The 22870-nt window shown below is 75.2% G+C and carries 21 protein-coding genes, 3 tRNA genes and 1 pseudogene; 14 read left to right on the top strand and 11 right to left on the bottom strand.

Annotation, left to right across the window (positions count from 1 at the left end):
- Positions 1–22: 22 nt before the first annotated feature.
- Entirely contained in the window at positions 23–1303 is a 1281-nt protein-coding gene (locus ACGFNF_RS04645; RefSeq protein WP_393165733.1) for a hypothetical protein, read from the bottom strand.
- Positions 1304–1477: 174 nt separating this feature from the next.
- Here ACGFNF_RS04645 and ACGFNF_RS04640 point away from each other — a divergent pair, with 174 nt between their 5' ends.
- The 4 genes from ACGFNF_RS04640 (at position 1478) to ACGFNF_RS04625 (ending at position 3085) form a co-directional block, all read left to right on the top strand.
- A complete protein-coding gene (locus ACGFNF_RS04640; protein ID WP_151457599.1) occupies positions 1478–2281 on the top strand; it encodes a fumarylacetoacetate hydrolase family protein in 804 nt (267 codons plus the stop codon).
- A 107-nt stretch (positions 2282–2388) separates the two neighbouring features.
- Positions 2389–2460 (top strand) — tRNA-Gln (locus ACGFNF_RS04635).
- A 136-nt stretch (positions 2461–2596) separates the two neighbouring features.
- A tRNA-Glu gene (locus ACGFNF_RS04630) sits at positions 2597–2669 on the top strand.
- A 343-nt stretch (positions 2670–3012) separates the two neighbouring features.
- Positions 3013–3085: transfer RNA gene (locus tag ACGFNF_RS04625), tRNA-Glu, on the top strand.
- Between the two features lie 209 nt (positions 3086–3294).
- On the opposite strand, the gene ACGFNF_RS04620 is transcribed toward ACGFNF_RS04625, so the two are convergent.
- Positions 3295–3981 carry an IclR family transcriptional regulator gene (locus ACGFNF_RS04620; protein ID WP_013284529.1) on the bottom strand — a complete coding sequence of 229 codons (687 nt, stop codon included), beginning with the start codon at positions 3979–3981 and terminating at the stop codon, positions 3295–3297.
- Between the two features lie 49 nt (positions 3982–4030).
- Here ACGFNF_RS04620 and leuC point away from each other — a divergent pair, with 49 nt between their 5' ends.
- The 4 genes from leuC to ACGFNF_RS04600 all read left to right on the top strand — a co-directional run bounded on the left by leuC (position 4031) and on the right by ACGFNF_RS04600 (position 9120).
- The gene (gene leuC / locus ACGFNF_RS04615; protein ID WP_132232594.1) at positions 4031–5479 is read left to right on the top strand and encodes a 3-isopropylmalate dehydratase large subunit; all 1449 of its coding nucleotides are present in this window, start codon (positions 4031–4033) and stop codon (positions 5477–5479) included.
- Between the two features lie 12 nt (positions 5480–5491).
- A complete protein-coding gene (gene leuD, locus ACGFNF_RS04610) occupies positions 5492–6079 on the top strand; it encodes a 3-isopropylmalate dehydratase small subunit (protein ID WP_393165731.1) in 588 nt (195 codons plus the stop codon).
- Positions 6080–6251: 172 nt separating this feature from the next.
- Positions 6252–6953, top strand: coding sequence for an HU family DNA-binding protein (locus tag ACGFNF_RS04605; RefSeq protein ID WP_393165729.1), 702 nt, complete (start codon positions 6252–6254; stop codon positions 6951–6953).
- A gap of 130 nt (positions 6954–7083) precedes the next feature.
- Complete coding sequence (locus ACGFNF_RS04600; protein WP_393165727.1) at positions 7084–9120, top strand: endonuclease/exonuclease/phosphatase family protein; 2037 nt, start codon at positions 7084–7086, stop codon at positions 9118–9120.
- Positions 9121–9198: 78 nt separating this feature from the next.
- Here the strand turns inward: ACGFNF_RS04600 and ACGFNF_RS04595 are convergent, their stop codons facing one another.
- Genes ACGFNF_RS04595 through cofC form a run of 4 tightly spaced genes read right to left on the bottom strand, consistent with a single transcriptional unit; the run spans position 9199 to position 13495 of the window.
- A complete protein-coding gene (locus ACGFNF_RS04595) occupies positions 9199–10182 on the bottom strand; it encodes an NUDIX domain-containing protein (protein WP_393165725.1) in 984 nt (327 codons plus the stop codon).
- Between the two features lie 24 nt (positions 10183–10206).
- Entirely contained in the window at positions 10207–12588 is a 2382-nt protein-coding gene (locus ACGFNF_RS04590) for an RNA degradosome polyphosphate kinase (RefSeq protein WP_393165723.1), read from the bottom strand.
- A gap of 53 nt (positions 12589–12641) precedes the next feature.
- Positions 12642–12839: a cold-shock protein gene (locus tag ACGFNF_RS04585; RefSeq protein WP_192581542.1), complete on the bottom strand. Its 198-nt coding sequence runs from the start codon at positions 12837–12839 to the stop codon at positions 12642–12644.
- Between the two features lie 20 nt (positions 12840–12859).
- On the bottom strand, positions 12860–13495 hold the full coding sequence (cofC, locus tag ACGFNF_RS04580) for a 2-phospho-L-lactate guanylyltransferase (RefSeq protein ID WP_393165721.1): 636 nt from the start codon (positions 13493–13495) through the stop codon (positions 12860–12862).
- A 127-nt stretch (positions 13496–13622) separates the two neighbouring features.
- On the opposite strand from cofC, the gene ACGFNF_RS04575 reads away from it, so the two are divergent.
- The 5 genes from ACGFNF_RS04575 (at position 13623) to ACGFNF_RS04555 (ending at position 18428) form a co-directional block, all read left to right on the top strand.
- Entirely contained in the window at positions 13623–14360 is a 738-nt protein-coding gene (locus ACGFNF_RS04575; protein WP_393165719.1) for a lysophospholipid acyltransferase family protein, read from the top strand.
- A complete protein-coding gene (locus ACGFNF_RS04570) occupies positions 14357–15355 on the top strand; it encodes an NAD(P)H-dependent glycerol-3-phosphate dehydrogenase (protein WP_393165717.1) in 999 nt (332 codons plus the stop codon). Before ACGFNF_RS04575 ends, ACGFNF_RS04570 begins: the two co-directional genes overlap by 4 nt.
- A complete protein-coding gene (locus ACGFNF_RS04565; protein ID WP_393165715.1) occupies positions 15352–16473 on the top strand; it encodes a cystathionine gamma-lyase in 1122 nt (373 codons plus the stop codon). Before ACGFNF_RS04570 ends, ACGFNF_RS04565 begins: the two co-directional genes overlap by 4 nt.
- Positions 16474–16501: 28 nt before the next feature.
- Positions 16502–17293: a putative protein N(5)-glutamine methyltransferase gene (locus tag ACGFNF_RS04560; RefSeq protein WP_393165713.1), complete on the top strand. Its 792-nt coding sequence runs from the start codon at positions 16502–16504 to the stop codon at positions 17291–17293.
- Positions 17294–17375: 82 nt separating this feature from the next.
- Positions 17376–18428: an ROK family protein gene (locus ACGFNF_RS04555; protein WP_393165711.1), complete on the top strand. Its 1053-nt coding sequence runs from the start codon at positions 17376–17378 to the stop codon at positions 18426–18428.
- Between the two features lie 114 nt (positions 18429–18542).
- On the opposite strand, the gene ACGFNF_RS04550 is transcribed toward ACGFNF_RS04555, so the two are convergent.
- Together ACGFNF_RS04550 and ACGFNF_RS04545 are read right to left on the bottom strand one after the other, a co-directional pair.
- On the bottom strand, positions 18543–18743 hold the full coding sequence (locus ACGFNF_RS04550) for a DUF397 domain-containing protein (RefSeq protein WP_121396135.1): 201 nt from the start codon (positions 18741–18743) through the stop codon (positions 18543–18545).
- Positions 18744–18747: 4 nt separating this feature from the next.
- Positions 18748–19593 carry a helix-turn-helix transcriptional regulator gene (locus ACGFNF_RS04545; protein ID WP_121396134.1) on the bottom strand — a complete coding sequence of 282 codons (846 nt, stop codon included), beginning with the start codon at positions 19591–19593 and terminating at the stop codon, positions 18748–18750.
- Between the two features lie 279 nt (positions 19594–19872).
- Here ACGFNF_RS04545 and ACGFNF_RS04540 point away from each other — a divergent pair, with 279 nt between their 5' ends.
- Positions 19873–20091, top strand: a complete 219-nt coding sequence (locus ACGFNF_RS04540) for a hypothetical protein (RefSeq protein WP_121396133.1) — start codon at positions 19873–19875, stop codon at positions 20089–20091.
- Between the two features lie 115 nt (positions 20092–20206).
- Here the strand turns inward: ACGFNF_RS04540 and ACGFNF_RS04535 are convergent, their stop codons facing one another.
- The 3 genes and pseudogenes from ACGFNF_RS04535 to ACGFNF_RS04525 all read right to left on the bottom strand — a co-directional run bounded on the left by ACGFNF_RS04535 (position 20207) and on the right by ACGFNF_RS04525 (position 22679).
- Complete coding sequence (locus ACGFNF_RS04535; RefSeq protein WP_393165869.1) at positions 20207–21301, bottom strand: ATP-binding protein; 1095 nt, start codon at positions 21299–21301, stop codon at positions 20207–20209.
- Positions 21302–21304: 3 nt separating this feature from the next.
- Positions 21305–21490 (bottom strand): annotated as a pseudogene (locus ACGFNF_RS04530) (tetratricopeptide repeat protein); the annotation flags it as partial.
- Positions 21491–21518: 28 nt separating this feature from the next.
- The gene (locus ACGFNF_RS04525) at positions 21519–22679 is read right to left on the bottom strand and encodes a tetratricopeptide repeat protein (RefSeq protein ID WP_393165708.1); all 1161 of its coding nucleotides are present in this window, start codon (positions 22677–22679) and stop codon (positions 21519–21521) included.
- Between the last annotated feature and the right edge of the window lie 191 nt (positions 22680–22870).

Below are 22870 nucleotides of genomic sequence, written 5' to 3'. Positions count from 1 at the left end.
ACGACCGCCGCCCGGCGCCCGGTCAGGGCACGTCCACCCGGACCCCGGCGGAGAACACCCCGCTGCGCAGCTCGAGCTGCTCCGGCGGCGCCTTCCCGGCGACGGTGAAGACCAGCGGCAGCACCGTCCGGCTGCCGGCCGCCATCGGCTGGGCGAAGACGTCCCGGCCCTGGTTGGCCGCCCGGGTCGCCTGCTCGTCGGTGCTGACGAAGTTGCCGTCGGGCAGGTACGCCCGTTGCAGCCGGCCGTGCCAGCTCTGCTGCTCCGGGGTGAGGTTGCGCACCCCGACCGTCGCCTCGCACTGCCGGGCCGCGGCGCCGGGCTCGCACGCGACTCGGTACACGGTGAACTCGAACGCCGACTCGCGCAGCGGTTCGCCGACGGCGCCGTTGACCCCCTGGCCCAGCCACGCGCCGCCGGTCGGCTGGCTGTCGGTGTCGACGGCGGCGACCTGCCGGGTGGCCGTCCAGGCGGCGGTGCCCACCGTGCCGGCGAGCACGACGGCGGCCACCGGGACGATCAACCAGACGGACGGCTTGCGGCGGAGCTGTTCCGGTCGCGGGGCGGCCGGGCGCGGGTAGACCGTCCCCGGATGCTGGCCGGAGAGGGCCGCGGCGACCGGTCGGCGGCGCCGGCGCCAGGTCCAGACCCCGCCCACCGCGAGCGCCGTCACCGTGCCGAGCCCGGCCAGCAGCACCGGCGTCCGGCGCCACGGCGGCGCCTCGGAACGCTCGGGCGCGGCGGCCGGTACGCCCGCGTTCCAGGTCGCTGTCGCGCAGTCGTACGGCCGGCTGCCGTCGCGGGCGTAGGCGCAGGCCGGCGCGGTCAGCGGCCGGGCCGGGGCGGCGGCGGTGAGCGCCGTGCCCAGGGTGGTGGTGCTGCGGGCGGGCAGCTTCAGCTGCCAGGTCACCTCGGTGGCCGACTGCCCGGTGCCCCGGGTGGCCCGGCCCCCGGCGGTGATGGCGGTCGCCGAGGCCCCGGGCGGCAGCTCCTGCCGGACGGTGGTGTCCACCGGCGTGCCACCGCTGTTGCGGACCTGGATCCGGTAGCGCGGCGCCGGCGTGCTCTCCGGCACCACCGCGACCGTGACCGGCGGCTTCGCCACCGGCGGGGCGGCCCGGGTCGGGGTGGGCACGGCCGGCGGCGCCGACGGCATCGCCGGCTCCGGGGTAGGCGCGACCACCGGTGGTGGCGCGGCCGCCGCGGGTGGCGCCGCCGCCGGCAGTGCCGGCACGGCGGAGAGAATGCCGAGGCAGTGTACGAACACTGCGAGGGCCCTGTGGTGTCGTGTCGATGCAGGCATACGAACGAACCTCCGGAGCCGACGCTAGGGGCGCGACGACACCGGGCGGGTACGAAGTCGTGAACTCCGCCCCCGCGAGCGGACGGTGTCGTAGGGTGCGCCCTCCCGGCGTCCCGGGGCGCGCCTGACTGCGGCCTCGGCCGGGCCGCGGGTCGCCGGGGCTAGATTGGCCTGGTGCGTATCGCTCGTTTTGCTCATGCCAAGGGAATGTCGTTCGGGGTCGTCGAGGGCGAAGCGGAGGCGGGCCCGCAGGGCCTGACCATCGCCGAGATCGAGGGCCACCCGTTCGGCCAGATCACCTTCAGCGGTGCCCGCTGGGCGCTGTCGGACGTCCGCCTGCTCTCGCCGATCCTGCCCAGCAAGGTCGTCTGCGTCGGCCGCAACTACGCCGAGCACGCCGCCGAGCACGGCAGCGAGGTGCCGAAGGAGCCGCTGCTCTTCCTCAAACCGTCCACCTCCGTGATCGGGCCCCGCGACGCGATCCGGCTGCCGATCTTCTCGAAGCAGGTCGAGCACGAGGCCGAACTGGCCGTGGTGATCGGCGCGCCGGGCGCCCGCCGGGCCGACCGGGCCGCCGCGGAGCGGGCCATCTTCGGCTACACCTGCGCCAACGACGTCACCGCCCGGGACCTCCAGCGTTCCGACGGCCAGTGGACCCGCGCCAAGGGCTTCGACTCGTTCTGCCCGATCGGGCCGTGGATCACCACCGGGCTCGACGTCCGCGACCTGGAGATCCGCTGTGAGGTGGGTCGCAATCCGGAGGAGATGGAGGTCCGCCAGCTCGGCCGGACCCGCGACATGGTCTTCGACGTGCCGGCCCTGGTGTCGTACGTCTCGCACGTGATGACGCTGCTCCCCGGCGACGTGGTGCTCACGGGCACCCCGGCGGGGGTTAGCCCGCTGCTGGACGGGGATACGGTCACCGTGCGGATCGAGGGGATCGGAGACCTCACCAACCCGGTGGTGCCCGTCGCCTGATCCGCGTCGAGGCCCCGTTTCCGCAGTTCAGGGGCGGTTTGGGGGACTCGATTTGGCCTGCTGGCACCGGGAGGGTAAAGTTTGATCCCGGCACCGCAAGGGGCCAATGGGGTATGGGGTAATTGGCAGCCCGACTGATTCTGGTTCAGTTAGTCTAGGTTCGAGTCCTGGTACCCCAGCGCAGCCGAGGTTCGCAAGAGCTTCGAGCGCTGGATCTCGTAGGAGACGACTCCGGTTCCCGTTCAGGGGATCGGGGTTCTCTCTGATAGAGTCCAGCGGCGCCGCTCGGCAGAGCGGTGCCGCAAGTCAGGTTCTGGCCCCGTCGTCTAGCGGCCCAGGACGCCGCCCTCTCAAGGCGGTAGCGCCGGTTCGAATCCGGTCGGGGCTACATCTCAGAACGGCCCGTTCCACTCCGGTGGGGCGGGCCGTTTCGCATGTCCCGCGCCGACGCTCCTCGTTGCCGCGTGGTTGCCCGCCGCCGCGACACGGGTGGCCACGCCGACGGCTGCGCCCCGCCGTGTGCGGCTCGGTCCGCCTCTGCTGGTCGACCGGTTTCCGCCCCGCCCGGTCGTGGCATCGGCCGAAGCCTGGTCTCCGGTGGTCCGATCCTGGTCGTCCGGGTGGTGGAGTGCCGGGACGACCGTCCGGTCGCCCCGATTTCCGTCTCCGGATGGGACGCCGCTAGACTACAGCGGCACCGCTCGCAAGGGCGGTGGAAGCAGTGAAGTCTTGGCCCCGTCGTCTAGCGGCCCAGGACGCCGCCCTCTCAAGGCGGTAGCGCCGGTTCGAATCCGGTCGGGGCTACATCCCAGAACGGCCCGTTCCACTCCGGTGGAACGGGCCGTTCGGCATTCCACCCTTCCGTCCTGTCCCGCCCCGGCTGCACCCCGGCCCGGACCACGCCGCTGCCGGTCGTGTCGATCAAGAAGTTCTCGCTCGGCCCGGGGTCGAACCCGGGCGCAAACTTCTTGATCGACGCGGGGCCGATGGGTGGGGGGGGTGGGTGGAGGGGGTCAGAGGCCGGAGAGGCGTTGGCCGGCGCGGACCACGGCCATCGCGTGGCGTTCGCCGGGGCGACGTCCCAGGCGCTCGATGGGCCCGGAGATGCTGATCGCGGCGATGACCCGACCGGTGCGGTCGCGGATCGGCGCCGAGACGCTCGCCACACCGGCCTCGCGTTCGGCGACGCTCTGCGCCCAGCCCCGGCGGCGTACCTCGGCCAGGGTGCGGCCGGTGAACTTCGACCGGGGGAGCAGCGGCATCACGGCCTCAGGCGGCTCCCAGGCGAGCAGGATCTGCGCCGCGGAGCCCGCCGTCATCGGCAGCACCGAGCCGACCGGCACGGTGTCCCGCAGGCCGCTGGCCCGCTCGGCGGCGGCCACGCAGATGCGCTCGTCGGCGCGGCGCAGGTAGAGCTGGGCGCTTTCGCCCGTCGCGTCCCGCAGCGCCGCCAGCAGCGGCTCTGCCGCCGTCAGGAGCACGTCCGGGGCGGCATTGGCGAGCTCACCCAGGCGCGGGCCGGGACGCCAGCGACCCTGGGTGTCCCGGACCAGCATCCGGTGGATCTCCAGCGCCTGCGCCAGCCGGTGCGCGGTGGCCCGGGGCAGCTTGGTGCGTTCAACGAGTTCGGCCAGGCTGGCGCCGTCGACGCAGGCGGCCAGGATGACCACCGCCTTGTCGAGAACGCCGACACCGCTCATACTGTGTCCCACAAGCCGAAACTTACCTCCCAGAATTTAGGATGTCCAGATGGTGGGAGTCACTACTACCGAGCCGAGGACCCTGGCCGAGAAGGTCTGGGACGCGCACGTCGTACGGTCCGCCGAGGGCGAGCCCGATCTGCTCTTCATCGACCTGCACCTGCTGCACGAGGTGACGAGCCCGCAGGCCTTCGACGGGCTGCGCCTCGCCGGGCGCCGGGTGCGCCGCACCGACCTCACGCTCGCGACGGAGGACCACAACACCCCGACGGGGTACGCCGACCCGTCGTTCCGCCTGCGGCGCGGCGATCTGCTCACCATCGCCGACCCCACCTCGCGTACGCAGATCGAGACGCTGCGCCGCAACTGCGCCGAGTTCGGGGTGCGGCTGCACCCGCTGGGCGACGAGAACCAGGGCATCGTGCACGTCATCGGCCCACAGCTCGGCGTCACCCAGCCCGGCATGACCATCGTCTGCGGGGACTCGCACACCGCCACCCACGGCGCGTTCGGCGCGCTCGCGTTCGGCATCGGCACGAGTGAGGTCGAACACGTGCTGGCCACCCAGACGCTGCCGCAGAGCCGGCCGAAGACGATGGCGGTGAACGTGACCGGGCGGCTCGCCCCGGGGGTCACCGCCAAGGACCTGGTGCTCGCGCTGATCGCCCAGGTGGGTACGGGCGGCGGCCGCGGGCACATCGTCGAGTACCGCGGCGAGGCGATCCGGTCGCTGTCCATGGAGGGACGGATGACGATCGCCAACATGTCCATCGAGTGGGGCGCCAAGGCCGGCATGATCGCGCCGGACGAGACCACCTTCGCGTACCTGAAGGGGCGGCCGAACGCCCCCAAGGGCGCCGACTGGGACGCGGCGCTGGCCTGGTGGCGGACCCTGCCCACGGACGAGGGCGCCACCTTCGACGCCGAGGTGACCCTCGACGCCGGCGCGGTCACCCCGTTCGTGACCTGGGGCACCAACCCGGGCCAGGGCGCGCCGCTGGGCGCCGTGGTGCCGACCCCGGAGGAGTTCGTCACCGAGGCCGAGCGGACCGCCGCCCGGCGCGCGCTTGAGTACATGGACCTGCGCCCGGGCACCCCGCTGCGCGACCTCGCCGTCGACGTGGTCTTCGTCGGGTCCTGCACCAACGGCCGGCTGGAGGACCTCCGGGCCGCCGCCGACGTGCTGCGCGGGCAGCGGGTCGCCGACGGGGTGCGGATGCTGGTGGTGCCCGGTTCCGCCGCCGTGCGCGAGGCGGCCGAGTCGGAAGGGCTGGACAAGGTCTTCACCGACGCCGGCGCCGAGTGGCGCTTCGCCGGCTGCTCCATGTGCCTGGGGATGAACCCGGACACGCTCTCGCCGGGCCAGCGCTCCGCCTCCACCTCCAACCGCAACTTCGAGGGCCGCCAGGGCCGGGGCGGACGCACCCACCTGGTCTCCCCGCCGGTCGCCGCCGCCACCGCCGTGGCCGGCCGGCTGGCCGCTCCCGCCGACCTGTAGAAGGGCACCCAGATGGAGAGGTTCACCACCCACACGGGCACCGCCGTGCCGCTGCGGCGATCCAACGTGGACACCGATCAGATCATCCCCGCCGTGTACCTCAAGCGGGTGACCCGGACCGGTTTCGCGGACGGCTTGTTCAGCGCTTGGCGGGAGGACCCGGAATTCGTGCTCAACGATGTCGCCCATTCGGGTGCGTCGATTCTTGTGGCCGGTCCGGAGTTCGGCACCGGCTCCTCCCGGGAGCACGCCGTCTGGGCGCTGCGCGACTGGGGGTTCCGTGCCGTGATCGCGCCCCGTTTCGGCGACATCTTCCGGGGCAACGCCCTCAAGGAGGGGCTGCTCCCGGTCGAGCTGGAATTGAAGGCGGTCGAGGAGATCTGGGACCTGGTGGAGGCCGACCCGACCACCCCCGTCACCGTGGACCTGACCGCCCGCGAGGTGCGTGTCGGCGAGGCCACCTGGTCGTTCCCGATGGACGACTTCAGCCGTTGGCGGCTGCTGGAGGGCTTGGACGACATTGGACTCACCCTCCGCCACGAGGCGGAGATCAGCGCCTTCGAGGCCGACCGGCCGCCGTTCCTGCCCTCGGTCGCATAGCCGTACGCCCGATCCCACAGCGGTTTCCGCCCCCGCCGGTCTCACCGGTGGGGGCGAATCCGTTACGACACAAGGGCTTTTTTCGACCGAATGTTTGTGTCCCGGCAGCACAGGGCATACCGTGCGCGCAGAATGGCTCGCGTCGAGTCAGTTGCACAATCGGGAGGAAGTCGTGAACAAGGCCGAGCTCATCGAGGCGCTCGCCGTTCGCCTGGGGGACCGGAAGACGGCGACGGCCGCGCTCGACGCGGTCCTCGCTGAGGTCCAGGCGGCGGTCACCAAGGGCGAGAAGGTGGCGATCACCGGATTCGGAGCGTTCGAAAAGCGCGTCCGGGGCGCCCGAACAGCGCGCAACCCACGGACCGGCGAGGCGGTGAAGGTCAAGAAGACATCCGTCCCGACCTTCCGGCCCGGCGCCGGATTCAAGGAGATGGTGGCCAGCGGCAAGGTGCCGAAGGCCACGGCGGCGGCGAAGAAGACCACGGCTGCCGCCGCCAAGACCACGGCCGCCGCCAAGACCACCGCGGCGGCCAAGACGACGGGTGCCAAGGCCACCGGGGCGAAGGCCACGGGTGCCAAGGCGACCGGGACCAAGGCCACCGGTGCCAAGGCCACGGGCGCGAAGGCGGCCGGGACCAAGGCGACCGGGACCAAGGCGACCGCGGCGGCCAAGAAGGCCCCCGCGGCGAAGGCGACCAAGACCACCGCGGCGAAGAAGACCGCGACCACCAAGGCCGCCCCGGCGAAGAAGACCACCGCGGCGAGCAAGGCCACGGCGGCGAAGAAGACCGCCGCGACGGCGAGCAAGAGCGCGGCGGCGAAGAAGGCGCCGGCAAAGAAGGCGGCGGCGAAGAAGACCGCCACCAAGCGCTGAACCTGGCGGTACGGCAAGGGCGTCCACCGACGGTGGGCGCCCTTCGCCGTGTCCACCCCCACCCGTTGACCCCGACCGTGCCCCGCCCGCAGAATCGCCGCACCCCTTCCGGTCGGCGAAAGGCAGCCCGGTGCGCTACCGCCACCTCTCCACCGTCACCCTCGCCCTGGGCGTCGTGCTCCTCGTCGACGTGCTGCGCGTCTTCCTGCCGGCGGTCATCACCATCTTCGGGCAGGCCGCCTCGACCCCCGCCGAACTGCTGGGGGCGTTCGCTTTCGGCTGGTTCCTGCTGGCCCTGGCCGCGCCCGCGCTGATCCGTCGCGTCGGCGCCCGCCCCGTGACGCTCGTCGCCGCCGTGCTGCTGGTCGTGGCGCGGCTCGCCGTCAACGGCCAGCCGGGCGGGCGGCTCCAGCTCTGGCTCGCCACGGCCGGGCTGCTCGCCGGGCTGGTCTGGCTCGCCGGTGCCGCCGCCGGCACCGACCGCCCCGTGCCCGGGTTGGCGCTCGGGCTCGCGGTCGGGGCCGTCCTGCACACGGTGCTGGACACGTACCGCTCGGCGTTCTTCGGGGACTGGCCGGCGTGGTTGGCGGCCGTCGGGGTCGCGGGGCTCTTCCTGGCGGGGCAGGCGCGGCCCGCGCCGCCGGCCGGGGCGGGCGGCGTACGGAGCTGGCTGCTGGCCGGGCCGGCGCTGCTGCTCGCCGGCATGGTGGCGCTCTCCCCGGCGGTCGCCCGGACGGCGACGTCGTACCAGTTCGGTCTGCTGCGGTCGGATCCCGCCGACGAGGTGGGGGTGGCCACCGTGCCGCTGTTCGGCCCCGCCCCGCTCGCCGTGGCGGTCGGCGGGTTCCTGCTCGCCGCGCTGGCCCCGCCCCGCCGGGGCGCCTGGCGGTGGCTCGGGCCGGTGGCCCTGGTCGGCGGGGCCGTCCTCGTCACCCTCGGACGCGGGGAGTTGCTGCTGCCGGCCGTCCTGCTCACCGCCGTCGGTCTCGGCGCGTGCCTGGCGTCGGCCGGTGCGGCGGACGGGCGGGGCGACGACGGCGCGGACGAAGCCCGCACCCCGGTCCCCGGCGGCGCTGGGCAGGACCCGGCGCGGGCGGCCAGTGGCGCCTCGGACCCGGTGCGGGCGGCCGTCGGCGGGCAGGGTCCGGCGCTGGCGGCCGGTGACGGGCAGGACCCGGTGCGGGCGGCCGGGCGGCGCGGGTACGCCGCCGTCGCCGGGATGCTCGTCTTCGCCGTCGCGGCGGTGGCCTACTACTCCGCCTACGACCTCGGCCACCCCAACGCCGGAGTGCCGGTGGCGGTGGCGGTGCTGGTCGCCGCCGTCGCGCTGGCGAGGCGTCCCGCCCCGGGGCCGGCCCGGTCGCCGCTGCCGCCGGTGTGGACGGCCGCCACCGCCGCCGTGGTGACGCTGCTGGCCGCGGTCGCCAGCGACGAGCTGCTCTCCGCCACCAACCGGGACGGGCCGCCGGAGACGGTGCGGGTGGCGGCGTACAACGTGCGGATGGGGTTCGGGATGGACGGCCGCTTCGACCCGGACGCGCTGGCGCGGGCCGTCGCCGGGGCCGACGTCGTGGCACTCAGCGAGGTGGACCGGGGCTGGCTGCTCAACGGCGGCCACGACACGCTCGACCTGCTGGCGGAGCGGCTGGACATGCCGTACGTCTTCGCGCCGGCCGCCGACCCGCTCTGGGGTGACGCCGTGCTGAGCCGGTGGCCGCTGGACGCGGCGCGGACCCGGCCGCTGCCGGCGGTCGGCGCGCCCACCGGGGCGCAGGCCCTCGGCGTCACCGTGAACTTCAGCGAGGGCGTCCGCCTGGCGGTCGTCGCCACCCACCTGCAACCGCCGCCCGGCGAGGACCCGGTGGTCCAGGCCCGCGCGGTCGCCGACTTCGCCGTGCGGTACGCGGCCGGCCGGCCCCTGGTGGTCGCCGGCGACCTGAACACCGAGCCGGGCGACCCGGCGTTCGCCGAGTTCACCCGGGCCGGTCTGGTCGACGCGCTCGCCGCCGCCCGCCCCCTGCCGACCAGCCCGGCGGACGCCCCGCGCCAGCAGATCGACCACGTCTTCGTCACGCCCGGCCTGGCCGCCGCCGACGCGGCGGCCCCGCCCGGGACGGCCAGCGACCACCTGCCGGTCGCGGTGACGCTGACCCTGCCACCGGCCTGACCCCGCCGCCCGACGGGCCGGTCTGACCCCGCCGCCCAGCGGGCCGGTCGGGACCGGCCGGTCCCGGTGGACGCGCGGTCAGAGGCGGTCGACGGCGAGCAGGCGGTCGCCGGCGAAGGCGAGCAGCCAGCCGCCGCCCTTCGGGGTGGTGAAGTCGCCCGGCCGCCCGCTGAGCCGGGCCAGGGCGCCCGGGATCACCTTGCCCTGGCTGCACACCCCCACCGGCTCGCCGGTGGCCGCCAGCGCGGCCAGGCGGGCGGCGGCGGCCAGCGCGCACTCGTCGGGCTGCTGGCCCGGCCGCGGCTCGTCCAGGTCGCCGTCGATCTCGATCGGCAGGTCGAGCAGCGCCGCCGCCGGGTCGAGGGTCTGTACGCAGCGGCGGGCCGAGGCCGACAGCAGGCGTACCGGGCGGAGCAGCGCCACCAGCGGGGCGAGCGCGTGGGCCTGCGCCCAGCCCCGGGCGTCGAGCGGCCGGCCGGTGTCCGGGCCCGACCAGGTTGCCCGCTTGCCGGCGTGGGCGTGCCGGACCAGCGCCACCGTCCCGGTGACCGTCGGCAGGGCCGCGAACGCGGCCAGCACCTCGGCGTCGTGCGGGTAGCTGACCAGCCGGACCGCCTCGTCCACGCCGAGCCAGCGCACGTCGTCGACCTCGGTGCCCGGCTGGAAGCCGCCGGCGGCCACCGCCCGCATCGACCAGTAGTCGACCACCTTCGGGCGGCCCTCGCTGCGGTAGCGCACGGTGGGCAGCCGCACCTGCGGCACCGCCCGGACGTCGGTCTCCTCGGCCACCTCCCGCACGGCGGCGCGCAGCGGATGCTCGCCCGGCTCCAGCTTGCCCTTGGGCAGCGACCAGTCGCCGTAGCGGGGCCGGTGCACGAGGCAGACCAGCACCCCACCGCGCGGGGCGGCGCCCGTGCTCCCGGCGGCCGGCCCCCCGACCGGCCCGGGGTCGTCGGCGGGGCGCCACACGACACCACCCGCCGCCCGGATCGGGGGCGCGGCGTCGGGGAACCCGGGCGGCCGGCCCCGGCCGGGGCCGGTCGCGTCCCGCTCATCCAGCATCAGGTCAGCCTATGCGGGTACCGGTCAGCCCGCCGTGCCACCGACGCGACGCAGCAGCAACTCCTGGAGGTGGACCCGCGGTTCCTCGGCCGTGCCGGTACGCCGGCTCCAGGTGCCGTCCGCCGCCAGCTCGAACGCGTCCACGTCGGGGCTCATCGCGGCGGTCAGCACGTGGTCCAGCTCGGCCCGGGCGACGGGGTCGCTCACCCGCACCAGCGCCTCCACCCGGCGGTCCAGGTTGCGGTGCATCAGGTCGGCCGAGCCCATCCAGAACTCGGCGTCGCCGTCGTTGCCGAACCGGAAGATCCGGGAGTGCTCCAGGAACCGGCCCAGGATCGAGCGGACCCGGATGTTCTCCGACAGGCCGGGCACCCCCGGGCGCAGCGTGCACATGCCCCGGATCACCAGGTCCACGTGGACGCCGGCCCGGGAGGCCCGGTAGAGCGCGTCCGTGATCTTCTCGTCGACCAGCGAGTTCACCTTGATCTGCACGAGGCCGGGCATGCCCAGCCGGACGTGCGCGATTTCCCGCTCGATGCGTTCGATGAGGCCGCTGCGGATGCCCTGCGGCGCCACCAGCAGCCGGCGGTACGCGGTCTGCCGGCTGTAGCCGGTGAGGACGTTGAACAGGTCGGTCAGGTCGGCTCCGATCTCCGGGTCGGCGGTGAGCATGCCGAAGTCCTCGTAGAGCCGGGCGGTCTTCGGGTGGTAGTTGCCGGTGCCGATGTGGCAGTAGCGGCGGATCTGGTTGCCCTCCTGGCGTACCACCAGGGCGGTCTTGCAGTGCGTCTTGAGCCCGACCAGGCCGTAGACGACGTGGCAGCCGGCGCGCTCCAGCTTGCGCGCCCAGCCGATGTTGGCCACCTCGTCGAAGCGCGCCTTCAGCTCGACCAGCACCACCACCTGCTTGCCGGCGGCCGCCGCGTCGACGAGCGCGTCCACGATCGGGGAGTCGCCGCTGGTGCGGTAGAGGGTCTGCTTGATGGCCAGCACGTCCGGGTCCGCGGCGGCCTGCTCGATGAAGCGCTGCACGCTGGTGGCGAACGAGTGGTACGGGTGGTGGACCAGGATGTCGCCGTCGCGCAGGGTCGCGAAGACGCTGCGCGGCACCTCGCCCTCGGTGAGGCGGGGGTGGGTGGCCGGCACGAACGGCGGATCCTTCAGGTCCGGCCGGTCGGCCTCGTCGTAGAGCTGCCAGAGCGCGGAGAGGTCGAGCAGGCCGGGCACCCGCAGCACCTCCTGATCGTGCATGTCCAGCTCGCGGACGAGGAGCTCCAGCACGTGGTCGGAGACCGAGGCGGCCACCTCCAGCCGCACGGGCGGGCCGAACCGGCGCCGGGCCAGCTCCCGTTCCAGGGCCTGGAGCAGGTCCTCGTCGCGGTCCTCGTCGACCTCCACCTCGGCGTTGCGGGTGACGCGGAACAGGTGGCACTCGACCACCTGCATGCCGGAGAAGAGCTGCCCCAGGTGCACCGAGATCAGGTCCTCCACCGGCAGCATCCGCACGCCCGGCAGGTCGCGGTGCACCCGGACGAAGCGGGGCACGTTGTTCGGCACCTTCACCCGGGCGAAGAACTCCGAGCCGCCGTCCGGGTCGCGGACCGCCACCGCGAGGTTGAGCGACCGCCCGGAGATGTACGGGAAGGGGTGCGCCGGGTCCACCGCCAGCGGGGTCAGCACCGGGAAGATCTGCTCCCGGAAGTACGTGCGCAGCCGTTCCCGCTCGGGGTCGTCCAGGTCGGCCCAGCGCAGGATCCGGATGTCCTCGGCGGCCAGCTTCGGCAGCACCTCGTCGGTGAAGCAGGCCGAGTGCCGGGCCACCAGCGTCGCGGCCTTCCCGGCGACCAGTTCCAGCTGGGTGCGCAGCGGCATCCGGTCCCCGCCGCGTACCGGCAGGCCGGCCTGGAGCCGGCGCTTCAGCCCGGCGACCCGCACCATGTAGAACTCGTCGAGGTTGCTGGCGAAGATGGCCAGGAACTTGGCCCGCTCCAGCAGCGGCGTGCGCGGGTCCTCGGCGAGCGCCAACACCCGGGCGTTGAAGTCGAGCCAGGAGAGTTCCCGGTTGAGGAAGCGGTCCTCCGGCAGCGGCGGCGCCGCGGGGGGCTCGTCGACGAGGTCGGGCGCCGGCGCCTCGGCGGGCGGCGCCGCATCCAGCACCTCCTCCAGCCCGGCGGAGGCGGCCGCACCGCCGGCACCGGCGGCGTCGGCCGAACCGGTCGCTGCGGACCCTCCGCCCGGGGTCGCTGCGGACGCTCCGCCGAGGGTCGCGGCCGGCGCCGCCTCCGGGGTCGCGGCCGGCGGGTCGGCGTGGAAGCGGCCGTCGGCCCCCCGGGACCGGGTGCCGTTGCGGGGGGCGGCCGGGTCGGTGGACGGGCGGTTGGCGGGGGGCTTGCGAGGGGTGCTCACCTGCCCATAATCACCCGGATGCGGTTAACGCAAAATGAACTTCGACCAGCCGCTCAGGCCATCGTCGGCAATGTCACCCGGACCACCGCGCCGGTGTCGTCGGTCTCGACGCGCAACCGCTGGCCGAGGCGGAGCAGGCGCAGGCCGGAGGCGTCGAACGCCCGGGCCGGGAAGGCCAGCTCGGTGCCGTCGTCGAGGAGCAGCGTCCCGCTGCGGGTCGCCGCGTCGTAGGTGGCCACCGTGCCCTGCATGACCCGCACGCTACACGCCCTCAGGCCGGGCAGGAGGCGGCGGCCAACGCGGCCGTGCGGGGCCCCAGCCCGAGCCGGGCCGCCGCGGCCAGGTCGGCGGCGGTGTCCACGTCCCGGCGCAGGCTCGGCCAGTCCCCGGTGAGGGCGAGCGCCCCGCTCGCGGCGTGCGAGGCGGCCGAGCCGACCCCGAAGCGGGGATCCAGGGCCACGCCCGGCGGCGCGGCCAGCAGCACGGTGCCCTGGCCGGGGGCGTCGGCCACGTACCCGCGTACGCCCGGGGGCGCGGCCTGGGCCGCCCGCAGCGCCGCCGCCAGCTCGGCCGGGCGCAACGCGGGCAGGTCGGCGGTGAGCCCGGCCACCCAGCCGCCGCCCGCGACCGACGCGCCGTGCCGGAAGGCGGCGTTCAGCCCGGCGCCGGGGGCGTCGGCCAGTGCCCGGGCGCCCGCGCGGCGGGCGGCCTCGGCCACCCGGGCGTCGTCGGTGACGACCAGCACCCCCGCCACCGCCGGGCAGGCCCGCACCGCGGCGACCGTGTCGGCGGCCAGGGCCAGCGCCAGTTCCTCGTGCGGTACGGCCGGCAGCGCCCCCCGCAGCCGGCTCTTCGCGGCGGCCAGGCGCTTCACGGGCACCACCACGGTCCACCTCGGCTGACTCACACCGCCATCCTGCCAGCCGTCCGGCGGTACCCTCTCTGGCCGGACCCGGGTCGAGCAGGCATGATTTCCGCTGCGGGCGTCACCGGGTGCGGATCCGGTGCGGGGCGGGGTGGCACGAGGAGGCGCGGTGACACGGCGGAGGCTGGGGTTCTGGCAATGGTTCGCCGTGGTGCTGGTCAAGCCGGTGATGACCGTCTGGACCCGGCGCACCTGGCGCGGCATGGAGCACCTGCGCGGCGACGGCGGCGTGATCATCGTGCCGAACCACATCTCGCACGCCGACCCGCTCGTCGCGGCCCACTTCGTCTACGACTCCGGCCGTTGGCCGCAGTTCCTCGGCAAGGCCAGCGTGTTCCGGGTCCCGGTGATCGGCTGGATCCTGCACCGGTGCCGGCAGATCCCGGTCGAGCGCAACACCGTGGACGCGGTGCGGTCGCTGGACCACCTCGTCGCCGCGCTCGCCCAGGGCGGCGCGGTGGTGATCTACCCGGAGGGCACCATCACCCGCGAACCGGAGCTGTGGCCGATGAAGGGCAAGACCGGCGCCGCCCGCCTCGCGCTCGCCACCGGGGCGCCGGTGGTCCCGCTCGTCATGTGGGGCCCGGAGCGGATCTTCGACCCGCGCCGGTCCCGGCTGGACCCGCGCCCCCGGATCCCGGTGACCGTGGTCGCCGGACCCCCCGTCGACCTGGGCCGATGGGCCGGGTCGACCCCGACGAAGGCCGTCCTCGAGGAGATGACCGACACCATCATGCTGCGCCTTCGTGACATGCTCACCGAGATCCGGGGCGGCACCCCGCCACCACTGTGGGAACGGACGGCGCGCCCCGCCGTCGATCGGCGGCGGCCGGGGGCGGCGGCGTGAGCGGGCACGTCGCGGTCCTGGGTGCCGGCTCGTGGGGCACCGCGTTCGCCAAGATCCTCGCCGACGCCGGGCGGGACGTCACCGTCTGGGCCCGCCGCCAGGCGGTCGCCGACACGATCCGGGCCGAGCGGCGCAACCCGGAGTACCTGCCGGACGTGCTGCTGCCGGCGCGGGTCACGGCGACGGGCGACGCCGCCGAGGCGATCACCGGGGCCGAGCAGGTGGTGCTGGCCGTACCGTCGCAGACGCTGCGCGGCAACCTGGCCGAGTGGACCGCGCACCTGCACCCGGACGCCACCCTGGTCTCGCTGATGAAGGGCATCGAGCTCGGCACCACCAGGCGGATGAGCGAGGTGATCGTGGAGACCGCCGGGGTGGCGGCGGACCGGGTGGTGGTGGTCTCCGGCCCCAACCTGGCCCCGGAGATCGCCGCCGAGCAGCCCGCCGCCACCGTGGTCGCCTGCACCGACCAGGACCGGGCGACGCTGGTGCAGCGCTCCATCACCACGCCCTACTTCCGCCCGTACACCAACGACGACGTGATCGGCTGCGAGCTGGGCGGCGCGGTGAAGAACGTGATCGCCCTGGCGTACGGCATCGCCGTGGCGATGGGGTTCGGCGACAACACCCGGGCCATGCTCGTCACCCGGGGACTGGCCGAGACGGCCCGGCTCGGGGTGGCCCTGGGCGCCGACCCGCTCACCTTCGCCGGCCTGGCGGGGATGGGCGACCTCGTCGCCTCCTGCTCGTCGCCGCTGGCCCGCAACCGCACCTTCGGCGAGCACCTGGGCCGGGGCGCGACCCTGGAGGAGGCCCGCGTCGCCACCCGGCAGACCGCCGAGGGCGTCAAGAGCGCGCTGGCCCTGCGCGACCTGGCCCGGGCGCACGCGGTGGAGATGCCGATCACCGAGCAGGTCGAGCTGGTCTGCCACGAGGGGATGGACCCTCGGCTCGCCGTCGAGGCGCTGATGAGCCGCACCACCAAGCCGGAGTGAGCGACGTGACCGAGCACCACGACGGCACCCGCTGCGTCCGCGCCGGCCTGCCCGAGCCGGCTCCCGGCCAGCCGTTCCTGCCCGGTCCGGTGTTCGCCGCGCCGTACCACCTGGACCCGTGGGCGGGGCCGGCGGCGGCGCCCGACGGCTACGGCCGGCCGGACAACCCCACCCGGCGGCTGCTGGAGGCGGCCGTCGGGGAGCTGGAGGGGGGCGACTGCCGGGTCTTCGCCAGCGGGCAGGCCGCGATCACCGGGCTGCTGCTGACGCTGCTGCGGCCGGGGGACACCGTGGTGCTCCCGTCGGACGGGTACTTCGCCGTCCGGGCCTTCGCCGCCGACACGCTGGAGGGCATCGGCGTACGGGTGCTCCTCGCCCCGACCGCCGGCCCGCACCCGGCCTTCGACGGCGTACGCCTGGTGCTGCTGGAGACCCCGGCCAACCCCGGCCTGGACGTCGCCGACGTGGCGGCGCTGGCCGCCCGGGCGCACGCCGCCGGCGCCCTGGTGGCGGTCGACAACACCACGGCGACGCCGCTCGGGCAGCGCCCGCTCGACCTGGGCGCCGACATCGTGGTGGCCTCCGGGACGAAGGCCCTCACCGGGCACTCCGACCTGCTGCTCGGCTACGTCGCGACCCGCTCGACCGAGCTGCGGGACGCGGTCACCGCCTGGCGGAACGTCACCGGGGCCGTGCCGGGCGCGTTCGACGCCTGGCTCGCGCACCGGTCGCTGGCCACCCTCGACCTGCGGCTGGCCCGGCAGACCGCGAACGCGCAGGCCCTCGCCGGGCTGCTCGCGGGGCGCGACGACGTGACCGGGCTGCGCTGGCCGGGGCTGCCCGGCGACCCGGCCCACCCGGTGGCGTCGGTCCAGATGCGACGGATCCCCGGGGTGCTCTGCTTCGACCTCGGCGACGCCGGGCGGGTGGCGCGGTTCCTCGACGCGGCCCGGCTGGTGGCCGCGGCCACCTCCTTCGGTGGCCTGCACACCACCGCCGACCGGCGGGCCCAGTGGGGCGACGACACCCCGCCCGGCTTCGTCCGGCTCTCCTGCGGGGTCGAGGACGCCGTCGACCTGGTCGCCGACGTGACCGCCGCACTGGACGCCAGCCGCTGAGCACCGGACACCGGCCCGGAGGTGCGCCGTGACCGTCTTCTCCTTCCGCCCCGACCGGCCCGCCCTCGTGCACCGGCTGCGCGCCGCCGGCTGCGTCTACGCCGAGGACGAGGCGGAGCTGCTGATCGCCGCCGCCGACTCGGCCGAGGCGCTGGCCGACCTGGTCGACCGCCGGGTCGCCGGGCTGCCACTGGAGTACGTGCTCGGCTGGGCCGAGTTCTGCGGCGAACGGATCGCCATCGACCCCGGCGTGTTCGTGCCGCGTGCGCGTACCGCCCTGCTGGTCGACGTCGCCGTCGCGGTGACCGGCCCGGCGGCGGCCGTGGTGGACCTGTGCTGCGGCTCCGGCGCCACCACCGTGGCGCTGGCCCGCCGGCTCGCGCCGCGCTGGCTGGCCGCCGCCGACGTGGACCCCGCCGCCGTCGCCTGCGCCCGGCGCAACCTGGCCCCGCTGGCCGTGCCGGTCTTCGAGGGCGACCTGTACGACCCGCTGCCGGTGCGCTGGCAGGGGCGGCTGGACCTGGTGCTGGCCAACGCCCCCTACGTGCCGACGGCGGCGGTGGCGCTGATGCCGCCGGAGGCGCGGCTGCACGAGGCGCCGGTGGCCCTCGACGGCGGGCCGGACGGCCTGGCGGTGCTGCGCCGCGTCGCCGAGGGCGCGGCGCGCTGGCTGGCCCCGGGCGGGCACCTGGTGGTCGAGGCGGGGGAGGCGCAGGTGGAGGCGCTCCGCGCGGCGCTGACCGCCGTGGGCCTGCACCCCACGGTGACCCGGGACGACGACCGGGACGCCACCGCCGTCTCGGCCCGCCGCCCGGGCTGACCCTCGTTGGTCGCCGCGGCCTGGCGGGGGCGGGGAAGGGGAACTAGCCTCACGGCAGGCGTGGCGGCGGAAGGCGGTTGTCGTGGGTGGTGCGGACGTGCCGGTGGTCGTCGGGCTGGACAACGGGGGGACCAGCAACAACGCCACGGTGCTCACCGTGGACGGCCGGTTCCTGGTGGACGGCCTGGTGGAGAACCCGAGCGAGGTACGCGCCGGCCCGGCGGCGGCGATCGAGGCGCTGGCCCGCGCGTTCGACGGGGTGCTGGCGCTGACGGGGGTGCCCCGCACGGCGGTGCGCGCGGTCGGGCTGGACACGCCCGGTCCGGCGAGCGCGACCGGGGTGATCTCGTCGCGCGGGTCGACCAACTTCTCCCAGCCGGCCTGGCGCGGCTACGACGTGCGGACGGCCCTGGAACGGCGGCTCGGCCTGCCGGTGCTCTACCACAACGACGGCAACGCCGCCGCGCTCTACGCCCACCACGCGCACTTCGGCGCGGAGGCGATGCGCCGCTCGTCGGTGTCGGCCATCGTCGGCACGGGGCTGGGCGGCGGTGTGGTCGAGGCGGGCCGGGTGGTCGCCGGGGCGGCCGGGATGGCCGGCGAACTGGGGCACGTGCACATCCCGCTGACCGGGCTGCTCGCGCCGGACCAGCCGGTGCCCACGTGCGCCTGCGGCTTCGCCGGGGACGCCGAGAGCGTCGCCTCGCTGACCGCCATCGGGCGGAACCTGCTGCCGTACTGGCTGGGGCGCTTTCCGGAGCATCCGCTGGCCGCCGAGCCGCCGGAGCGGGCGGCGAAGCTGGTCCGGGGCTACGGCGAGCGCGGCGACGCGCTGGCCCGGGAGGTGTTCACCCAGCAGGCGATGGCGCTGGGTCGACTCTTCACCGTGGCGGCCAACTTCACCGATCCGCACGCGTACTTCGTCGGGGGCGGGGTGGTGGAGGCGGCCCCGGAGTTCCGGGACTGGTTCCTCGCGACGGTGCGGGAGCACACGGTGCTGCGGGAGGAGCAGGCCGCGTCGGCCACCTTCGCCCTGGTGCCCGAGCGGGACATGGCCGGCGCCCGGGGCGTGGCCATCGCGGCGCTGGAGGCGCTGCGCGCCGGCCCCGCACCCCGCCCGGTCGTCGCGGGCTGACCGCCCGCCTCCCCGCCGGGCGACGGCCCCACCGGCTCCCATCGGTGGGACCGCCGCCGGCAGAGCACCGGCGCGACGGGTCAGCGGCCGCGCCGGCGCCCCCGGAGGGAGGGGTCAGTGTCCGGGCGGTGCCCCGACGAAGGCGGCCCAGGCGGCCGGCGGGAAGAGCAGCGCGGGGCCGGACGGGTCCTTGGAGTCGCGGACGGCGACCGTGCCCGGGACCACCGCCATCTCCACGCACGCCCCCTCGTCGCCGCTGCGGCTGCTCTTGCGCCACCGCGCCACGGCCAGCGCCGCGCTGATCGTCGGTGTCATGGTCCTACCGTCCCTTCAGGAGTTGGAGGAGCTGGTCGCGGCTGTCCGCCGGGCTGAGCGCGACGGTCCGCAGGTGCTCCATGATCTTGGTGCAGGTACGCAGGTCGCCCGGCCGGTCGAGGACCATCTGCCCGGCCACCGTCTCGACCGAGGCGATGATCGGGTCCTCCGGGTCTGCGAACTCCAGGATGTGCAGCGAGCCCCGGGTGCCCCGGTGGTAGCCGGCGGCGAGCGGGATCACCTGGACCGTGATGTTGGGCAGCTCGCCCATCTTGACCAGGTGGTGCAGCTGCGACTCCATCACCGACCGGTCGCCGACGGGCCGCAGCAGTGCGCCCTCGTCGATGATGGCGTCCAGGATCGGCGGCTGGTCACTGATGAGCCGCTGCTGCCGGTCGAGCCGGAACTGGACCCGCTGCTCCACCTCGTCGTCGCGCAGGGTGTGCGGGCCGCCGCGCATCACGCCCCGGACGTAGTCGGCGGTCTGCAACAGCCCCGGCACCACCGAGGGCTCGAAGTTGGCGATGCCGGTGGCCTCGGCCTCCAGCGCGATGAAGTCGATGGTGCGCCGGTCGAGCAGGTGCGAGTACGACACCCACCAGCCGGGTTTGCGCGCGTCCTTGGCGAGCTGCACGGCGGCGGCCACCTCGTCGGCACCGACCCCGTAGAGGGTGAGCAGGGCGCGCACGGTGGCGGGGCTGACCAGCGTCTGCGCGTTCTCGTAGCGGGACAGGGTGCTGCGGGTGCTGCTGATCTCGTCCGCCGCCGCCTCCAGCGTGAGGCCGGCGGCTTCCCGGTGGGTGCGCAGCGCGATGCCCAGTCGCCGGGCACGGGCGGTCTTCGGAGCCATGCATCGATCGTCGCACATCTTCCCGGGAACGTGTAGATGAGAGAACGTCGATGAGAGTTGCATTCATGGCTGTAGACATGCCAATCTGTCATCGCGTCCTCACTGCCGGTTGTCGTGGCGACGGCGGTGGTGAGCGACCGGAGGGGAAGGGGCGCGCGGCGATCGGGTTTCTCCCCCGTACCCGATCGCCGCGTGCCACGCCCCGTGGCCCGTCAGCCGGAAGGGACCCGACGTGCGTACTGCCCGACAGGCCCACGCCGACCGCCCCGGCGGGCACCGATGACGCGGTTCCTGGTGGTGCTCACCGACGTGCGGCCGGCCGAGGGCGCCGGACGCGACGAACGCAACTGCCCCGAGCGCCGCCGTCAGGTGGTCGGGGCGAGCAGCCGCGAGGCGGCGGACCGGATCGCGGGCGCGTTCATGGCGCTGGGCATGGTGCGGGCCGGCCGGCAGCGGGTCAAGGTGATCGCCATCGGCCGGCGGCACGCGCGCGGCTGACGCCGCCGAGGGCGGTGCGGTCGCGGGAGGCGGCCCCGCCGGGTGGGAGGGCCGCCCGGCAGGCGGCCCGGCCCGGCGGGAGGCGCGGCCCGGCGCCCCGCCGGGCCGTCCGGCGTCACAGCATCCGGCGCCGCTTCAGGTAGGCGACGAGGTCGTCGTAGACGCCCCCCTCGTTGGCGAACATCGCCACGTTGCGGGCGGTGGCCATCCACGGCTTCGTCGACGGCCGGACCTCCTTGACCGCCCGCTCCAGGTCCCGGTGCTCGATCATCCGCACCTCGCCGCTGCGTACCGAGTCGGCCATCGCGAACTCGGCGGCCGTCTCGCAGAGGTGGGCCAGGTCGGCGCCCGAGTAGTCCTCGGTGGCCGCCACGATCTTCCGCAGGTCGATCCCCGCGATCGGCCGCTCCCGCAGGTGGTACTCCAGGATGGCGCGGCGCGCCTCGGCGTCCGGCGGCAGCACCAGCACCACCCGGTCGAGCCGCCCGGGACGGCGCAGCGCCGGGTCGACGTCCCACGGGGTGTTGGTGGCGGCCAGCACGAAGACCCCCTCGTTGCTGCCCTCCATCCCGTCCAGCTCCGCCAGCAGCTGGTTGCCCAGCGTCCGCATCGAGCTGGAGCCGACCTGCGAGCGCTTGTGCCCCAGCGCGTCGACCTCGTCCAGGAAGAGCACGCAGGGCGCGTTGCGGCGGGCCGCCTGGAACAGCTCGTGCAGGTTGCGCTCCGAGTTGCCCATCCACATGTCCAGCACATCCACGATGGACAGCGAGATGAACTTCGCGCCCATCTCCCCGGCGACCGCCCGGGCCAGGAACGTCTTGCCGCAGCCGGGCGGGCCGTAGAGCATCAGGCCGCCGCGGAGGCTCTTGCCGTACATCCTGCGCAGCTCCGGGTTGCGCAACGGGCCGAGGAAGGCCAGCTCGAGGCGCTCCTTGACCGCCGACATGCCGCCCACGTCGGCCAGCCGGATGCCGGAGGCCTCCACGTCGTACACCCGGTCGGAGTGGCCGGCGACCGGCTCCGGCTCGTCGCCGGCGCGGGCGAACCGCGGCGGCACCACGTCGGCCAGTTCCTGCTCGTAGGCGGCGAGGGGATCCTGGTCGGCGGTCGCGGCGGGGCCGCCGGGCCCGGCGGCGGGCGCGGGCCGCTGCGGCGTCGTCGGGGCCGGCGTGTGCGGCGGGGGTACGGCCACGCCGAGCGCCCGCTGCATCAGGGCCTGGGCCTGCTCGTTGCCCGGGTCCCGGGCGAGCGCCTGCCCGATCTGCGCGATCCCTTCCGGCCCCCGCCCGGCGTCGAGCAGCAGCCCGGCCAGGTGCAGCCGCAGCGGCAGGTCGTCGGGGCGGCCGTCGAGGGCGGCCAGCAGGCTGTCGATGAGGGCGTCGGAGCTCATAGGTGCAGCAGCGTAGCGACCGTTCCCGCCGCTCCGCTCACCCTCGTGCCCCCGCCCCGGCCGCGTCGCCCCGGCGGCCCGTCCGCCGCCGCCCTCCGTGCAGCAGCAGCGCCGTCCGGTACAGCAGCCGCACGACGACGGTCGACACCCAGCCGGTCACCAGCCCGTAGAGCCGGACCGTCAACGTGACGACGGTGATCATCACCCCGAGGATCGCGAGGTTGCCGGCGACGGAGTCCTCCGCCGGCCGGTACCCGCCGAGGACCGAGGCGACCGCTGCGGCGACCACGGCCGCCGCCCACAGCAGCACCGCCGGCTGGCGGCGGTCCGCCCGCACCTTCAGCCGGACCGCGAGCGGTTGGGCGCGCCACACCCACCGGAACAGCAGGGCGAAGGCGGCCAGGAGCAGGACCGCCGCGCCGAGGGCGAGCGGCCGTCGCCACGGCCCGAGCGTGCCCGCGACCAGCGCGAAGACCACGAGGTGCCCCACCGTGGCCGCGGCGAGGACGTCGTAGAGACGCCACAGGACCGCCCGGGCGCCCTGGCCGTGTGCCGTGCCGGTGGTCCGGTCGCCGGGGGCGAGGGCGAGCGCGGCGCTGAAGCCCCGACCCGCGCGGCCCAGGCGTTCCCGGCGCAGGTCGACCACCGCGAGGTCGTGCAGTGCCGCCTGGTTCTGCGGGTCCAGCTCCAGCGCGCGTACGCAGGCCCGCCGGGCCAGGGTCAGCTCGCCGGCCCGCAGGCACACCTGCGCGTCGACGACGTGGGCGTCTGCCTCGTCCGGCGCCAGCCGGAGCACCGTGTCCGCCGCGTTCCGGGCGAACACGAGCGCCCGGACACCGGGCTGGTGCAGCAGCACCTCGGCCAGCGTCGCGTGGGTCCGCCACTCGTGTGGCGCGGCGGCCACCGCGGCCCGCGCGCACAGCAACGCCTCCCGCCTGCGCCTCATCGCCACCAGCGCCATCGCCCGCTGCCGCAGCGCCCACTCGTGCCCGGGCGCGACCGCGAGGACGCGCCCGGTGGCGGCCACCGTGCCGGGCGGGTCCCCGGCCAGGTCGTAGCAGCGGGCCAGCAGGCAGCCCGCCTCGACGTCGTCGGGGCGCTCGCGCAGCACCCGGCTCAGCTCGTGGAACGCGTCCGGCCAGCGCCCGACCTCCAGCAGCATCCGGGCCCGCATGACACGGCCGTCCCTGGTGTCCATGGTCGCCTCTCCCGTCCGGCGCCCACCCTAACGACGCGCGACGGCGGCCGGGTGCCCGTCACCACCCGTACACGCCGTGTCGACCGGTTGCGCTGCCGCCCGCCTCTGCCCGGGTATCGGCTGTCGGCGCTCACCACGCACAGTAAGGTCAACCGGGTGAGCGCCACGACCGGAGCAGTCGCGTACGAAGA

It is taken from the genome of Micromonospora sp. NPDC048868, from assembly GCF_043198195.1.
Taxonomy (GTDB): domain Bacteria; phylum Actinomycetota; class Actinomycetes; order Mycobacteriales; family Micromonosporaceae; genus Micromonospora; species Micromonospora reichwaldensis.
This window is presented reverse-complemented; position numbering and strand designations above follow the sequence as displayed.

Coding starts and splice junctions, on each gene's coding strand:
- ACGFNF_RS04525 (WP_393165708.1), bottom strand. CDS start 22,679: ATGGACACCAGGGACGGCCGTGTCATGCGGGCCCGGATGCTGCTGGAG.
- ACGFNF_RS04550 (WP_121396135.1), bottom strand. CDS start 18,743: ATGACACCGACGATCAGCGCGGCGCTGGCCGTGGCGCGGTGGCGCAAG.
- ACGFNF_RS04545 (WP_121396134.1), bottom strand. CDS start 19,593: ATGGCTCCGAAGACCGCCCGTGCCCGGCGACTGGGCATCGCGCTGCGC.
- leuC (WP_132232594.1), top strand. CDS start 4,031: ATGGTGGGAGTCACTACTACCGAGCCGAGGACCCTGGCCGAGAAGGTC.
- ACGFNF_RS04595 (WP_393165725.1), bottom strand. CDS start 10,182: ATGCTGGATGAGCGGGACGCGACCGGCCCCGGCCGGGGCCGGCCGCCC.
- ACGFNF_RS04535 (WP_393165869.1), bottom strand. CDS start 21,301: ATGCAGCGGGCGCTCGGCGTGGCCGTACCCCCGCCGCACACGCCGGCC.
- ACGFNF_RS04620 (WP_013284529.1), bottom strand. CDS start 3,981: ATGAGCGGTGTCGGCGTTCTCGACAAGGCGGTGGTCATCCTGGCCGCC.
- ACGFNF_RS04645 (WP_393165733.1), bottom strand. CDS start 1,303: ATGCCTGCATCGACACGACACCACAGGGCCCTCGCAGTGTTCGTACAC.
- ACGFNF_RS04585 (WP_192581542.1), bottom strand. CDS start 12,839: ATGCAGGGCACGGTGGCCACCTACGACGCGGCGACCCGCAGCGGGACG.
- ACGFNF_RS04540 (WP_121396133.1), top strand. CDS start 19,873: ATGACGCGGTTCCTGGTGGTGCTCACCGACGTGCGGCCGGCCGAGGGC.
- leuD (WP_393165731.1), top strand. CDS start 5,492: ATGGAGAGGTTCACCACCCACACGGGCACCGCCGTGCCGCTGCGGCGA.